Origin of the sequence: Bradyrhizobium sp. 170 (assembly GCF_023101085.1) — a bacterium.
Taxonomy (GTDB): domain Bacteria; phylum Pseudomonadota; class Alphaproteobacteria; order Rhizobiales; family Xanthobacteraceae; genus Bradyrhizobium.
The window spans coordinates 3,409,918-3,424,325 of sequence record NZ_CP064703.1; the positions used below are offsets into that span (position 1 = coordinate 3,409,918).

The 14,408-nt window shown below is 63.4% G+C and carries 11 protein-coding genes; 10 read left to right on the forward strand and 1 reads right to left on the reverse strand.

Annotated features, from left to right (window positions below; genetic code table 11):
* Nucleotides 1-62 precede the first annotated feature (62 nt).
* The 6 genes from IVB05_RS15790 (at nucleotide 63) to IVB05_RS15815 (ending at nucleotide 9,933) form a co-directional block, all read left to right on the forward strand.
* Nucleotides 63-1,445: an ethanolamine ammonia-lyase subunit EutB gene (locus IVB05_RS15790; protein ID WP_247785265.1), complete on the forward strand. Its 1,383-nt coding sequence runs from the start codon at nucleotides 63-65 to the stop codon at nucleotides 1,443-1,445.
* 161 nt (nucleotides 1,446-1,606) lie between these two features.
* On the forward strand, nucleotides 1,607-3,193 hold the full coding sequence (locus IVB05_RS15795; protein WP_247785266.1) for a B12-binding domain-containing radical SAM protein: 1,587 nt from the start codon (nucleotides 1,607-1,609) through the stop codon (nucleotides 3,191-3,193).
* 5 nt (nucleotides 3,194-3,198) lie between these two features.
* Nucleotides 3,199-3,972, forward strand: coding sequence for an ethanolamine ammonia-lyase subunit EutC (gene eutC / locus IVB05_RS15800; protein ID WP_247785267.1), 774 nt, complete (start codon nucleotides 3,199-3,201; stop codon nucleotides 3,970-3,972).
* A gap of 89 nt (nucleotides 3,973-4,061) precedes the next feature.
* Nucleotides 4,062-6,080 carry an acyltransferase family protein gene (locus tag IVB05_RS15805; RefSeq protein WP_247785268.1) on the forward strand — a complete coding sequence of 673 codons (2,019 nt, stop codon included), beginning with the start codon at nucleotides 4,062-4,064 and terminating at the stop codon, nucleotides 6,078-6,080.
* Nucleotides 6,081-6,440: 360 nt separating this feature from the next.
* The gene (locus tag IVB05_RS15810; RefSeq protein ID WP_247785269.1) at nucleotides 6,441-8,816 is read left to right on the forward strand and encodes an MMPL family transporter; all 2,376 of its coding nucleotides are present in this window, start codon (nucleotides 6,441-6,443) and stop codon (nucleotides 8,814-8,816) included.
* A 58-nt stretch (nucleotides 8,817-8,874) separates the two neighbouring features.
* Nucleotides 8,875-9,933: a hypothetical protein gene (locus tag IVB05_RS15815; protein WP_247785270.1), complete on the forward strand. Its 1,059-nt coding sequence runs from the start codon at nucleotides 8,875-8,877 to the stop codon at nucleotides 9,931-9,933.
* A 74-nt stretch (nucleotides 9,934-10,007) separates the two neighbouring features.
* Here the strand turns inward: IVB05_RS15815 and IVB05_RS15820 are convergent, their stop codons facing one another.
* A complete protein-coding gene (locus tag IVB05_RS15820) occupies nucleotides 10,008-10,511 on the reverse strand; it encodes a hypothetical protein (RefSeq protein ID WP_247785271.1) in 504 nt (167 codons plus the stop codon).
* Nucleotides 10,512-10,939: 428 nt separating this feature from the next.
* On the opposite strand from IVB05_RS15820, the gene IVB05_RS15825 reads away from it, so the two are divergent.
* The 4 genes from IVB05_RS15825 to hpnE all read left to right on the forward strand — a co-directional run bounded on the left by IVB05_RS15825 (nucleotide 10,940) and on the right by hpnE (nucleotide 14,340).
* Nucleotides 10,940-11,179 (forward strand): cysteine rich repeat-containing protein, encoded by a 240-nt coding sequence (locus tag IVB05_RS15825; protein ID WP_247785272.1) that lies wholly within the window; start codon nucleotides 10,940-10,942, stop codon nucleotides 11,177-11,179.
* Between the two features lie 193 nt (nucleotides 11,180-11,372).
* Nucleotides 11,373-12,251 carry a squalene synthase HpnC gene (hpnC, locus tag IVB05_RS15830; RefSeq protein ID WP_247785273.1) on the forward strand — a complete coding sequence of 293 codons (879 nt, stop codon included), beginning with the start codon at nucleotides 11,373-11,375 and terminating at the stop codon, nucleotides 12,249-12,251.
* A complete protein-coding gene (hpnD, locus tag IVB05_RS15835) occupies nucleotides 12,248-13,087 on the forward strand; it encodes a presqualene diphosphate synthase HpnD (RefSeq protein ID WP_247785274.1) in 840 nt (279 codons plus the stop codon). The genes hpnC and hpnD overlap by 4 nt, the downstream gene beginning before the upstream one ends.
* Nucleotides 13,087-14,340, forward strand: coding sequence for a hydroxysqualene dehydroxylase HpnE (gene hpnE, locus IVB05_RS15840; RefSeq protein ID WP_247785275.1), 1,254 nt, complete (start codon nucleotides 13,087-13,089; stop codon nucleotides 14,338-14,340). Before hpnD ends, hpnE begins: the two co-directional genes overlap by 1 nt.
* Nucleotides 14,341-14,408: the final 68 nt, after the last annotated feature.

Consider the following 14,408-nt stretch of genomic DNA (forward strand, 5'->3'; position numbering starts at 1 on the left):
CTGTCCGCCCGGCATAAGGTAGCTCCGCAATGGAGCGCGGGTAGGGGCGCAGGAAAGTCAGCATGGTCTATCGCCAGATCATCGGTGCCACCTCCTATGTCTTCGCCGATTTGCGCGAGCTGCTCGCCAAGGCGACGCCGCCGCGGTCCGGCGACCGTCTTGCCGGCGTCGCGGCCGAAAGCGCGGAACAAATGATCGCGGCGCGGATGGCGCTCGCCAACGTGCCGCTCAAGCAATTCCTCAACGAGGCGGTGATCCCCTACGAGGACGACGAGGTCACCCGGCTGATCCTCGATAGCCATGCGGCGCAGGCCTTTGCGCCCATTTCCGCGCTGACCGTCGGCGGCTTCCGCGACTGGCTGTTGTCCGATGCCGCAACCAGCGAAACGCTGGCGAAGGTCTCGCGCGGGGTCACGCCGGAAATGGCCGCCGGCGTCTGCAAGCTGATGCGCAACCAGGATCTGATTTTGGTGGCGAAGAAGTGCGCCGTGATGTCGGCGTTTCGCAACACCATAGGCCTGAAGGGCCGGATGAGCGTGCGGCTGCAGCCCAATCATCCCTTCGACGACGCCAAGGGCATTACCGCCTCGATCCTCGACGGCATCTTGCTTGGATCGGGCGACGCCTGCATCGGCATCAACCCCGCCAGCGACGATCCGGCTGTCATCGGCGAGTTGTTGCGGCTGCTCGACGGCATCATCGCGCGGCTGCAGATACCAACGCAGGGCTGCGTGCTCACCCACGTGACCACGACGCTCGGATTGATCGGGCAGGGCGCCCCGGTCGATCTGGTATTCCAGTCGATCGCGGGAACGGAGGCTGCCAACCGCAGCTTTGGCGTCGATCTCGCGCTGTTGCGCGAGGCGCGTGAGGCCGGGCTGTCGCTCCGCCGCGGCACGGTGGGCGACAATGTGATGTATTTCGAGACCGGGCAGGGCTCGGCGCTGTCGGCCAACGCCCATCACAATGTCGATCAGCAGACCTGCGAGGCGCGGGCCTATGCGGTGGCGCGCGCGTTCGATCCGCTTCTGGTCAACAGCGTGGTCGGTTTTATCGGTCCGGAATATCTCTATGACGGCAAGGAAATCATCCGCGCCGGCCTCGAGGATCACTTTTGCGGCAAGCTGCTCGGCCTGCCGCTCGGGGTCGACGTCTGCTACACCAACCATGCCGAAGCCGACCAGGACGACATGGACAATCTGCTGACGCTATTGGCCGCCGCCGGCGTCACCTTCATCATGGGTGTGCCGGGCGCCGACGACGTCATGCTGAACTACCAGTCGACCTCGTTCCACGACGCGCTGTATATCCGCGACCTCTTCGGATTGAAGCGGGCGCCGGAATTTGACGATTGGCTGGTTCGTTCAGGCCTCGCGGATGGCGATTTCCGGCTTGCGGGCAGCCCGGGGCTGCTGCCCGAATTTGCCGCGCGGCTGATCGCCTGAACGGCCCCCACGAGGCCTTTGGGCCATACCCAGCGGCCTGCAGATTTTCGTGCAACCAATTGAACCCACAACGAGTTAGAGTTGACTGTCACAATGTTGAAGAATTTCTGGCCCAACTTTCAATGTCGTGCTTAAATCCATGTGAGCCTTGAGGAAATTTGATGAGAGCTGAAGGCATCGGAACGGTACGGCGTATCCTGTGCGTCTTCCCGCGCTATACCTCCTCTTTTGGTACATTCGAATACGCCTATCCCCTGACCGACGGCGTCCAGGCGTTCATGCCGCCGCAGGGCCTGTTGCTGATCGCGGCCTATCTCCCGGCGAACTGGCCGGTCCGCTTCATCGACGAGAACATTCGCCCCGCCACCAAGGAGGACTTCGAATGGGCGGAGGCGGTGTTCGTCAGCGGCATGCACATCCAGCGCCAGCAGATGAACGACATCTGCCGCCGCGCGCATGCCTTCGATCTCGCCGTTGCGATCGGCGGGCCGTCAGTGAGCGCGTGCCCGGATTACTATCCCTCGTTCGATTATCTCCATGTCGGCGAACTCGGCGACGCCACCAATGAGCTGATCGCGCGGCTGGAGCGCGACCCGTCGCGCCCCGCGCAGCAGGTGGTATTGACGACCAAGGATCGTCTGTCGATGACCGAGTTTCCGATTCCGGCCTACGAGCTGGCGGAAGTGAAAAAATATCTGCTCGGCAGCATCCAGTATTCGAGCGGTTGCCCCTATCAGTGCGAATTCTGCGACATCCCCGGCCTTTATGGCCGCAATCCGCGCCTGAAGACGCCGCAGCAGATCGTCGCCGAACTGGACAAGCTGCGCGAATGCGGCATGACCGATACGGTCTATTTCGTCGATGACAATTTCATCGGCAATCGGAAAGCGGCGCTGGATCTGCTGCCGCACCTTGTCGAATGGCAGAAGCGAACCGGCTACATCACGCGGCTCGCCTGCGAGGCGACGCTCAACATCGCCAAGCGGCCTGAAATCCTCTCGCTGATGCGCGAGGCAATGTTCGTCACCGTATTCTGCGGCATCGAGACGCCCGATCCCGACGCGCTGCACGCGATGCACAAGGACCACAACATGATGGTCCCGATCCAGGAAGGCATCCACACCATCAATTCCTACGGCATGGAAGTCGTTTCCGGCATCATCATGGGGCTTGATACCGATAAGCCCGGCACCGCGGATGCACTGCTCAATTTCGTCGATGAATCGCGGATTCCCCTGCTGACGATCAACCTGCTGCAGGCGCTGCCGAAGACGCCGCTCTGGGATCGGCTGGAACGCGAGGGCCGCCTGGTTGACGACGACGGCCGCGATTCCAATGTCGAATTCCTGCTGCCCTACGACCAGGTCGTCAGTTCCTGGAAGCGATGCATGGAAATCGCCTACCAGCCCGAGAAGCTGTACGCGCGCTACCAGTATCAATGCGACTACACTTATGCACAGCGGATCAAGGTGCCGGTCGCGCCTGAAATGAAGACCTGGCCCAACATCAGGCGCGCGCTGATCATGCTGCGCAATATCTTCTGGCAGATCGGCGTGCTCGGCGACTACAGAAAAGTGTTCTGGAAGTTCGCGCTGGGACGGCTCCGTTGCGGCGATATCGAGGGCTTGATTGGCTCGGCGACGATTGCGCATCACCTGATCGAATTTGCGCGGGCTGCTACCAGTGGCCAGCAGAACGCCTCGAATTATTCGATCCGGCTGCGCGAGGCCTCGGTCCCTGCCGAGTAAAGCCCATGAAAACGCCGGCGCCGCCGTCCCGCCCGCTCGAAGCCTTGCGGGAACTGACGCCGGCGCGCGTCGGGCTCGGCCGCTCCGGCGCGAGCATGCCGACCGATGCGCTGCTTGCCTTCACGCTCGACCACGCGCGTGCGCGCGATGCCGTTCACACAGCTTTCGATGCGCCGCATCTGGTTGCCGGATTGGCCGGCCTCGGCCTGCAGGTCGGCGAGGTTTCCAGCCAGGCGCAGAGCCGGCGCGACTATCTGCGCCGTCCCGATCTCGGACGCATGCTCGATGCGGATTCGCGGCGCGCGCTGGAAAAGCACAGCGGCAGCGCGCGCGAGATTGTGATCGTGATCGGCGACGGGCTGTCGCCGGCGGCCGTCAATGTCCACGCCGTCGAACTGGTTCGCCATCTTGTTCCGCGCCTGACGGAGGCGGGAATCTCGTTGGGCCATGTCGTGGTCGCATCAGGCGCGCGGGTGGCGCTGGGCGACGAGATCGGGGCTGTGCTCGGCGCGCGGATGGTGGTGATGCTGATCGGCGAGCGGCCCGGCCTGTCGGCGCCCGACAGCCTCGGCGCGTATCTCACCTTTGCCCCGCGGATCGGCCTCACCGATGAGAAGCGCAATTGTGTGTCCAACATCCACGGTGCGGGGCTGAGCTACGATGAGGCCGTCTTCAAGATCGTGTGGCTGGTGCGTGAAGGTATCGCGCGCGGGATCACCGGCGTGGCGCTGAAGGACGAAAGCGGAACCGCGCTCATTGCCGCCAGGCCGGTCGATTGAACCGAAAACGCAACAACAGGCGGCCGCTTCGCCGTTGCGAGCAAACTCGCGCCTGATATAAGCGACCGAGGAGCGGGCAGAGACAGGCGATGGAGAAAACGGGGGCGGCACCAGGCGCGGCGGGCAAGCACGCGAGCCCGGACGGATTCCGTCTGGACATCAATGCGCTCCGGGCGCTTTCGGTGATCGCCGTCGTCGGCTTCCACTTCCAGATACCCGGATTCGCCGGGGGATTTGTCGGCGTCGACGTCTTCCTGGTGATCACCGGCTACCTCATGACGACGAAGGTGCTGAACGACCTGAAGCTCGGCCGGTTCTCGTTGTGGGGCTTCGGCATGATGCGGATGCGCCGGATTTATCCGGCGCTTGCGGTCGCAGTCGCAGCGTCCGTCGTCATCGGCTGGTTCGTGACCTTGCCGGGGGAATATCTCAAGCACCTGCTGCAGGCGTTGTCGGCGCTGACGTTCGTGTCGAATTTCGCCTTCAATAGCGATAACGGCTATTTCGCCATGGCCGCGCAGACCAAGCCGCTGCTGCACACCTGGTCGCTTTCGCTGGAGTGGCAGTTCTACATCTGGATGCCGTTGATGGCGTGGATGGTGTGGCTGCTGGCGTCCCGCACCAAGTCATCATTCAGCGCCGTGACGATCGCGTTGCAGCTCTTCGCCGCCGCGTCCCTGGCGTGGTGTTTATGGGCGAGCCAGCACGATGCGATGGGATCGTCGTTCTTCTCCTTGCGCGCGCGAGCCTGGGAGCCGTTGGCGGGAGGATTGATCGCTGCCGCGGAGATCCGGCGCCGATCGGAAGGCGCGAAAGCGTCATGGCTGGAATCACCGATCATGGCGCTCGCCGGCTGGGTGCTGGTCGCGGGCTGCACGGTCTATCCTCTGCCCGAAGCGCGATGGCCCGGCATGCTCACGATCCTGCCGATCCTGGGCGCAGCCATGGTCGTCGCGGCCCGACAGGGGGCAGGCGAGGGCAGCCTGCTCGGATTATCTCCGGTCCAGCGTATCGGCGACTGGTCCTACTCGATCTACCTCTGGCACTGGCCGATCTGGGTGTTCGCCCTGAGCTGGCTCGCGGTTCGTGGTTATGAAGTCGCCAGCGTGCAAAAGATAGCGATGGTGCTGGCCTCGCTCGCACTTGGCGCGCTCTCCTACCGCTATGTCGAGCAACCGGTCCGAATGCAGCGCGATTTCTGGACGCCGCGCCGGCTGCTGACGGCCTCCAGCGTCTCGTTTGCCGTGTTCGCCGGCTTTGTGTCGCTGGCTTTCCTCACCCACGGTTTTCCGGGCAGGCTGCCGGAATATTTGCTGCCGGCTGAACTCGCGCGAAGAACCAACACGCCACGCGATGAGTGTTTCCGGAACGCAAACTCCACCAAGCAGACGACCGAGGCCCATTGCAGTTTCGGCAGCGCGCAAGCGGCGGGCAGGCCGTCCGCGATCCTGTGGGGAGATTCCTTTGCCAACCAGTATCTCGAACCGATTTCGTCGGCCGCGCTCGCCACCGGAATCCACGGACTGATCGCGACGCAAAGCGGGTGCAGGGCCTTCGTCGACGATGCGGCAGGCAATGCAGGCGATCAGCCGCCATGCCGGCAGTTCAATCGCAGCACGCTTGATTTCGTGCTGGCGCAGGCGGAGCCGAGCATCGTCGTGCTCGGCAGCAACTGGGGCAATGCGGCCGAAATTTCTATCCTGGCGGACAGGCTGCTTGCGGCGGGCAAGACCGTCGTGCTGATCATGCCGCTACTGAACATCGGCTTCGATCTGCCGCAGCGGTGGATCGAAAACCAGATCCGCGCCGGCCGCGCCATCGATGAATGGAAGGTCGAGGCCGGCCCTAGGCTTATGATGAGCGCCTTCCGGGACGAGATCGCGCACGTTCTCGATCGGTATCGGGATAATCCGCATCTCGTTGTGGTGGACCCGCTGTCCGTCGTCTGCGAGCATGGCTATTGCTATCTGGTCCGAAACGGGCAGGCCAATTTCCGCGACACCGCGCACATTTCCAACGTCAATGCGAGCCAGTACCGCGGCCTGTTCGACGCTGCGTTCAGGGCGGCGCTCAGCGCCGGAACGGAAGCGGATAAGAAAAAGGACTGAGCGCTGCGTCACTTCTGGCGCGGTCTCCTCGCGGGAGCCGTTTCCCGAAAAATTGACCGAAACTGGTGCGCCGCTCCGTTGCGACTGGAGTTGGCGTTACCTGCCGGAACGCCCCAAGGCCGTGCCGGCAGGTGTGGCAAATCAGAGACTTAACGCGCATTTTCGTCACCTTCGTGTCGATTTGCCCCGCCGCGTGCGCTTGCCGGATGGGGTCCGGCCCTGTAAAACGGCGCCGATTAATTTACCGCGTGATTTCAATGGCTAGCGCCGATCGGATGGGGCTGGCAAAGCCGCATTAGCGCCACCAAACTGCATAAAACCAAGCTGCACAAACAGGCCGACGTGAGAACTGGACAGGGTATGCTCGACAAGAACTCCGAAAGTCGCGTCCACGTCGAAGCCATCGAGGAGCCGCCGCCGGGCAAGAGTATCGCCTTCGGGCTCGAGCGCATGGGGCTGATCGCGGTCAAGGCCCCGATCTTGTCCATGATCATTCTCGCCGCGCTGGTCGTGGCTGCGATCTTTGGCATCTACCGGATCAAGATCGACGACTCCTTGAGCCAGTTGTTCCGGTCCGATTCGAAGGACTACAAGCAATACGAGGCCGTGACCAAGCGCTTCCCGGCGACCGAATTCGACGTGCTGGTCGTGGTCGAGGGCAAGACGCTGCTGGCGCGCGAGAACCTCGAAAAGATCCGCGACATGGTCACCGACCTGCAATTGGTCGAGGGCGTGCGCGGTCTGGTGTCGCTGTTTTCGGCGCGCCAGGCGCCGGAGCCCGGCAAGCTGCCGGCCGCGCTGTTCCCGCCCGAACTGCCGCAAGGCGCCGCCTACGAGAAGTTCACCGAGACCGTCAAGTCCAACGAGATCATTCGCGGCAAGCTGTTGTCGGAGGACGGCACGCTGGCGCTGATCGTGCTGTCGCTCGAACCGAGCGTCGTTTCCTCAAACGATCTCGGCAAGGTGGTCGGCGAAATGCGGAAGATCATGGCCGACGATTTGTCGGGCAGCGGTCTCAACGCCCAGCTCTCCGGCGTTCCCGTGATGCAGCTCGAGATCCGCAACGCGGTCAAGCGCGACGGGCTGACCTACAACATCCTCGGTATTCTGGCCGGCTGCATCATCGCGATCATCTTCTTCCGCAAGATATCGTTCATGGTGGTTGCGGCGTTTCCGCCGATCATCGCGATCCTGCTCGCACTCGGCGGCCTCGGCTGGGCCGGTTTCAATCTCAACATGTTCCTGAACGTGATGACGCCGCTCATCATGGTGATCAGCTTCTCGGACTCGATGCAGCTCACCTTCGCCGCGCGTGACCGCCTGATCGCGGGCCAGGACAAATTGACCGCGTTCACCAACGCGGTGCTGGTGGTGGGCCCGGCCTGCGTGCTGACCCATGGCACCGCCGGCATCTCGTTTATCGCCCTGCAATTCTCCGATTCCGAATTGATCCGAAAGTTCGGCGAGGCCGGACTTGCCGCCACCATCATCGCGCTGATTGCGGTGCTCTCGCTGGTGCCGGTGTTCGGCGTGCTGTTCGTCCGCAACGAGAAGATCTTCGCCGTCAAGTTCCAGAGCGCGGATGCCGGCGTGCAGGCGCTGCGCAATTTCTGTTACTGGATCGCGGTGCGCATGGTCGGACGCCCCGGGTTGTTCAGCCTGCTCGCGCTGCTGCTCGTTGCCGGCCTCGGCTACATCTACGCCACGCTGGAGCCGCGCTACCGGCTCGCTGACCAGGTGCCGGACAAGCGGCAGGCGGTGGCGGCGTCGAGCCGCCTCGACGCCAAGCTCACCGGCGCCAATCCGATCGACGTGCTGATCGAATTCCCCAAGGGCGCCTCGCTCTATGCGCCGGATACGCTGAAGGCGATCGCCGACGTTCATTCGATGGTCGAGAAATCGGCCGGCGTCGGCAACGTCTGGTCGCTCGAAACCCTGCGCCGCTGGCTCGCCGAAAAAGCCGGCAGCAGCGACGTCGCGACGCTGAAGGAATATGTCAGCGTTATCCCGGAGCATCTGGTCCGCCGCTTCATCTCGGCCGATCAGGACGCGGTGGTGGTGTCGGGCCGCGTTCCCGATCTCGATTCAAGCGAGATACTTCCCGTGATCGACAAGCTCGACAAGTCGCTCGACAAGGTGCGGGCCGAGCATCCCGGCTTCGAAATCGCGGTCACCGGCCTCTCGGCGATCGCGGCGCGCAACAGCGCCAACATGATCGAGAAACTCAACCACGGCCTGACGATTGAATTCCTCATAGTCGCGATCTTCATCGGTCTCGCGTTCCGTTCGGTCGTGGTGATGTTCTCCTGCATCCTGCCCGGCATTTTCCCGGTGGTGGCGTCGGGTACGGTGCTGTGGATAATGGGCGAGGGGCTGCAATTCGCCAGCGTGGTCGCGCTGACGGTGTCGTTTGGCCTCGGTTTGAGCGCCACCATCCACTTCCTCAACCGGCTGCGGCTGGAGAGCAAGCCCGGCATCACGCCGGAGCTGGCGGTCGAGCGCGCCACCGTGCTGGTCGGTCCGGCGCTGATCCTGACCACGGTGGTGCTGGCCTGCGGCCTCGTCGTCACGGTGTTCTCCGACCTGCCGTCGCTGCGGCTGTTCGGCTGGCTCAGTGCGTTCTCGATGGTCGCTGCCCTGGCCGCGGACCTCTTCATCCTGCGTCCGACCTCGATGTTCCTGATCAACCTGTCGGAAAAGATTCGCGGCGTCAGTCACGTCAAGCCTGTGAAATAACGGGCCTGCCAATGAACAAGGGCTGCCGGTCAACGGCTTGCCGATGAGGGGCTGAGGAATGACGTCTGCAGGATCAGCTGTTCGCCTTGCGGCCGATGCCGCCGCCTACCGCGCCGTCGAACACATCTATCATTCCTATCTCACCGGGTTGATCCTGATGCTGGCGTCGCGGGCGGGCGCTCCGCGTGCGGCCGAGGTGGTGTTCCGTACCTTTCGGCGGCAGCAACTGGCGCGCTTTCTTCCCGGATTGAAGAAGCTCGGCCTCGACCAGCTTCCGCATGCGGTCGCGTGCGCCCAGTATCACTATCTGTCGAACCAGGTCGGCGGCGTGAAGGTCGAGTATGTCCATGAGAGCGACACCAAGGCCTGGGTGCGCTATCCGCCACCGCGCTGGATCTGGTCCGGCACCGCGATCTGCGGCATCCCCTCGGAAGTGTCGCGGGCGATGCTGCGCGGATGGCACGCCAATAACGGCGTCGTGCTCGGCAATCCCAGGCTCGGCTTCGTCTGCACGGGACAGACCGTCGATGGCCAGCCAGGGCTGGAAGGTTACTACAAGGAGTGGGATCACGAACTTGCGCCCGAGGAGCGGCTGCAGTTTTCGCCCGGCGAGCGCTGTCCGCCGTTCCGCGCTGATCTCGCGCCGAGCCTGCCCGGAAACACATGGCCGGAGGAACGGCTGCAGAAGGTGCTGCGTAATTATGCGATGGAGTACGTCACCTCGATCGTGCCTGAGACGATCAGGGTGCTTGGCCCGGAAGAGGGCGGCTATCTCGCCGGCGCCGCGGCGCGGCTCGTCGGGATGCACACCTTCGACGAGGTCGCTCGGCTGTTGGGCGGCGTGGAAGCGGGCGCGGCCGGTTTCGCCAAGGCCTTTGCCCGGCTTGCCCGCGGGCAGGACGACGACGCGGAATTGCGGTTGGAAGGCTCAGCCGCGACCGTGCGCCAGACGTCGTGGCGCCTGATGGCGGAACGTGAAGCGCTGTCGCCTCAAGTGTTCGATGCCTGGAACGAATTGTGGGTGGGGGCAGCGCTTGCGCATGATCGCTTCATGCGCGTCGAAGTGGCGGAACGTCGCGACCGCGGCGACACGCATTGGGGCTGGAAATTCGGCTGATCCAGCTAGCTGGCCGCAAAAATGAAAAGGCAGCGCCGCGGCGCTGCCTTTCATGCTGTTTCGAAGGGCAGGGATCAGGTCTTTGTCATCGTGATCTTGACGCCGCGGATCTCGCCCTTGGAGTCGATCTGCACGGACTGCTTGTTGCCGGTGGTCTTCAAATTCAGGTTTGCTGCAAATCCGGAAGCCTCGACGAACACGTCGATCTGGCCGCCACCTGCGGTGCCCTGCAGATTGCCGAAGATATTCCGGCTCTTTTCGCTCCAGTTGCCGGAGATGCGCTCGCCCTGGCTGGTGACGTCGCTCGACAGGTCGAATTTGTAGCTGTCGCTGGCACAGTGCAGATTTTGCTTCAGGCCGAGCCCGTTGGCGTTGACCTTGTAGTCGGCCTTGCAGCGGATGTTCTCGGTGGTGCCGTTGGAGAGTGCGACCGTGCCCGAGCCGGCCCAGTTTCCGTCAAAGCCTGCAAAGGGGCCTCCCGCCTGGGCATGGCTTGCGGTGACCGACAACATGAGCGCGGCGCCGACGCCAGCAGCTGCGAGAGCCTGACCGAACAAGCTGGAACCAAACAGTTTCATCGTGATTTTTCCCATAAAATAGACGCTTCTCTTGCAAGATACGTCTCGCCGCATCGAAGATTTAGTGTTCCCGCAGTAGCTTAGGTTCAAATGACGGAGCGTTGTTTCCGGCGCTGGCGCCGGGAAAATGGCCGCAAGCGGCCGAAGGAATCAACATTCCCATCAGCTCCGCCAGCGCAGCATCTAGCTTTGCGCCGCATCGTCTGCAACAGCCAATTGTCAGCAAAGTGTGGCAGAAATACACGTTAAATATCAGTCGGTTATTTAAGGTGCTCAGGTCGCCGCAAATGTCGCCGTAAATTTGACCGCATTTACCATGCTTGTCATCTGTTCGTTGCTGCGCTACGCGGCGCGCCTGCCATCCCAACAAATCCGTTCCGGCGCAGATCGAGGAACAGGATTTCTTGCTGCCGAAATGAAGGAATACGATGCGTAAATTTCTCCTCGCACTCACCCTGTTCTCGCTCTCGGCCTCGTCCGGAGCCTTCGCCCAGCAGCAGCAACGCAGCGGAACGGCGGAGGAACAGAAGGCCTGCACCCGCGACGTGCAGAAGTTCTGCCGTCCGGTGATCGACCAGGGCGATTTCACCATCCTGGCGTGTCTCAAGGAGCATCGTTCCAAGATCAGCGCCGCCTGCGACCAGGTCCTCAAGAGCAACGGCCAATAGGCCGCGTTCGCGCCCGTTAACCCTCGCGGAAAAGCCATTTTCGGCTATATGAGGCGCGTCACGGGCGGGGCTAAGCAGCCCATATAGCATTGGTTTTGGCGGCGTATTCCCCTATATGGGGCACGCGATCTTCTCGCGTGCGCCGAGCATCGGCGCAACGCCGCCAATTCCGAGTGAATGTAGCCAGTTCCTGATGACCAGCGCGAGCGACCTGCGATCCGGAAAGACCCACCGCGACGAGAATTTTCCGGTCGCGTCGTGGATCATTCATCCGCGTCACCGGGCGCTGATCCTGAGCTTCTATAATTTCGTCAGGACGGCCGACGACATCGCCGATCACGCGACGCTGAGCGCAGACGAGAAGCTGCGCTATCTCGACCTGCTCGAGGCGGAATTACTGGGCAAGGGCGACACGCAACCGGAGGCGGTCAGCCTGCGCCGCGCTTTTGCCGAGCGCGCGATGGCGCCGCGCCACGCGCTCGACGTGCTGGTCGCGTTCCGGATGGACGTCACCAAGCTGCGCTACGAGAACTGGGACGACGTCATTCATTATTGCCGCTATTCGGCCCTGCCGGTCGGCCGCTTCATGCTCGACGTCCATGGCGAGAGCACCTCGACCTGGGCCGCATCGGACGCGCTGTGCGCGGGGCTGCAGATCAACAACCACCTGCAGGATTGCGCCAAGGACTACAAAAACCTCAACCGCGTCTACCTGCCGCGCGATGCGCTGGCCGCCAGCGGCGCCACCGTCGAGATGCTGGGCGAGGCGAAGTCGCCGCCGGCGCTGCTGCAATGCCTGCAGGCGCTCGCGGTGCGGACCGAAACCCTGCTCAATGAAAGCAAGTCGCTCAGCGCCGAGGTGAAGGATTTCCGGCTCGGGCTCGAGGTTGCCGTGATCCAGGCCTTTGCCGACAAGATCGTCGGCATGCTGAAGGTGCGCGATCCGCTCAGCGAGCGCGTGCACCTGAACAAGCCCGAATTGCTCGTGCAGAGCATCGGAGGCATGGTCAACGAAATGATCAGGCGTGCCGCGGGACGCCGTCCCCAGACAAAACCGGCGGCAGGCGCATGACGGTGCAGACGGCGGCGGCCAACGCAGATTACGGCACCGCCGCGTCCGGCAGCTCGTTCTATGCCGCGATGCGCATCCTGCCGCGCAGACAGCGCGAGGCAATGTTCCAGATCTACAGCTTCTGCCGGCAGGTTGACGACATCGCCGATTCCCATGGGCCGCGACCCGAGCGGCTGGCCGCGCTGCAGCAATGGCGCGACGACATCGATGCGCTATATCACAGTCATCCGCCGCCGCGCCTGCAAGATTACGCCGCCTCGGTGAAAACCTTCGGCCTCAAGCGCGAGGATTTTCTCGCTGTGGTCGACGGCATGGAGATGGACGTGCCACAGGACATTCGTGCGCCGGATCTTGCCACGCTCGATCTCTATTGCGATCGCGTTGCCAGCGCCGTCGGGCGCCTGTCGGTCAGGGTGTTCGGCATGCCCGAGGAAGATGGCATCCTGCTCGCCCACCATCTCGGCCGCGCGCTGCAATTGACCAACATCCTGCGCGACATCGACGAAGACGCCGGCCTCGGCCGCCTCTATCTGCCGCGCGAAGGCCTGCTGCTCGCCGGCATCACCAGCGACAATCCGCAGAAGGTGACTGCCGATCGCGCACTTCCCAAAGTTTGCCTGCCGCTGGCCGAGCGGGCGAAAAAGCATTTCGAAAAGGCCGACGAGATTATGAAACGCAATTCGCGGCGCGTGGTGCGCGCGCCGCGGATCATGTCGAAATACTACCGCGCGATACTGGACTTGTTGCTGGCCCGGGGCTTTGCCGCCCCGCGCGAGCCGGTCCGCGTCCACAAATGGGCGAAGATTGCCATCCTTCTTCGTTACGCGATCATCTGATGCAGAAAAACGCTCATATCATCGGCGCCGGCGTTTCCGGCCTCTCGGCGGCCGTACGGCTGGCCAACGCCAATTACCGTGTGCATGTCCACGAGGCCACGCAGCAGGCCGGTGGCCGTTGCCGGTCCTATTTCGACGCGGCCACCAATCTCACCATCGACAACGGCAACCATTTGCTGTTGTCGGGCAACCGCCATGCGCTGGCCTACGCCAGATCGATCGGCACCGAGGCGGGGCTGGTCGGGCCGAAGCTTGCGCAGTTTCCCTTCGTCGACATCATGACCGGCCAGCGCTGGCAGCTCGATCTCGGCGACGGCAAATTGCCGCTATGGGTATTCGACGAGGCCCGCCGCGTCCCCGATACCAGGCTGCTCGATTATCTCGCATTGGCGCCGCTGGTCTGGGCAGGCACCGGAAAGCTGGTCGGCGACACCATCCCCTGCAAAGGCACGCTGTACCAGCGGCTGGTGCAGCCGCTGCTGCTGGCCGCGCTCAATGTCGATCCGCCCGAGGGTTCGGCGGGCCTGGCCGGCGCGATCGTGCGGGAAACGCTGCTGGCGGGCGGGCAGGCCTGCCGGCCGCTGATCGCGCGCGACGGCTTGAGCGCTGTGCTGGTCGACCCGGCGATCAAGCTGTTGCAGGACAAGGGCGCCTCGATCCAGCTCGGCCATGAGCTGCGCGAATTCGCGGCGACGGGCGGCAATGTCGGCGAACTGAAATTCGGCAGCGACACGATTGCGCTCGGCCCCGATGACGTCGTGATCCTCGCGGTGCCGCCGCGCCCGGCGGCGGCGCTGTTGCCGGGCCTGAAGACGCCGTCGAAATTCCGCGCCATCATCAACGCGCATTTCCGCTTCGATCCGCCCCGCGATGCCGCGCCCATTCTCGGCGTCGTCGGTGGTCTCGTGGAGTGGCTGTTCGCATTTCCGCAGCGGCTGTCGGTCACCATCAGCAATGGCGACCGCCTCGTCGACATGCCGCGCGAAGAACTCGCGCTGGCGATCTGGCGGGATGTCTGCAAGGCCGCAGGGCTGCAGGGCGACTTGCCGCTGCCGCCCTGGCAGATCGTGCGCGAGCGCCGCGCGACGTTCGAGGCCACGCCGGAGCAGAACGCGCTGCGCCCGGGGGCGGCGACATCATTCAAAAACCTGTTTCTGGCCGGCGACTGGACTGATACCGGATTGCCGGCAACCATCGAAGGATCGATACGGTCGGGCGACCGCGCCGCCGATCTGGTCCTGGCGAGGCCCTAAGGCCCGACCGGACTTGTTGCGTGACCGGCTTCACAGAGCCCGCGCGCGAATAGAGGGATGCTAGCGAT

What these genes read in the sequence shown, in the direction of transcription:
- IVB05_RS15820 (WP_247785271.1), bottom strand. Translation starts at nt 10,511, where the DNA reads ATGAAACTGTTTGGTTCCAGCTTGTTCGGTCAGGCTCTCGCAGCTGCT.
- hpnE (WP_247785275.1), top strand. Translation starts at nt 13,087, where the DNA reads ATGCAGAAAAACGCTCATATCATCGGCGCCGGCGTTTCCGGCCTCTCG.
- IVB05_RS15795 (WP_247785266.1), top strand. Translation starts at nt 1,607, where the DNA reads ATGAGAGCTGAAGGCATCGGAACGGTACGGCGTATCCTGTGCGTCTTC.
- hpnC (WP_247785273.1), top strand. Translation starts at nt 11,373, where the DNA reads ATGACCAGCGCGAGCGACCTGCGATCCGGAAAGACCCACCGCGACGAG.
- IVB05_RS15825 (WP_247785272.1), top strand. Translation starts at nt 10,940, where the DNA reads ATGCGTAAATTTCTCCTCGCACTCACCCTGTTCTCGCTCTCGGCCTCG.
- hpnD (WP_247785274.1), top strand. Translation starts at nt 12,248, where the DNA reads ATGACGGTGCAGACGGCGGCGGCCAACGCAGATTACGGCACCGCCGCG.
- IVB05_RS15790 (WP_247785265.1), top strand. Translation starts at nt 63, where the DNA reads ATGGTCTATCGCCAGATCATCGGTGCCACCTCCTATGTCTTCGCCGAT.
- IVB05_RS15805 (WP_247785268.1), top strand. Translation starts at nt 4,062, where the DNA reads ATGGAGAAAACGGGGGCGGCACCAGGCGCGGCGGGCAAGCACGCGAGC.
- IVB05_RS15815 (WP_247785270.1), top strand. Translation starts at nt 8,875, where the DNA reads ATGACGTCTGCAGGATCAGCTGTTCGCCTTGCGGCCGATGCCGCCGCC.
- IVB05_RS15810 (WP_247785269.1), top strand. Translation starts at nt 6,441, where the DNA reads ATGCTCGACAAGAACTCCGAAAGTCGCGTCCACGTCGAAGCCATCGAG.
- eutC (WP_247785267.1), top strand. Translation starts at nt 3,199, where the DNA reads ATGAAAACGCCGGCGCCGCCGTCCCGCCCGCTCGAAGCCTTGCGGGAA.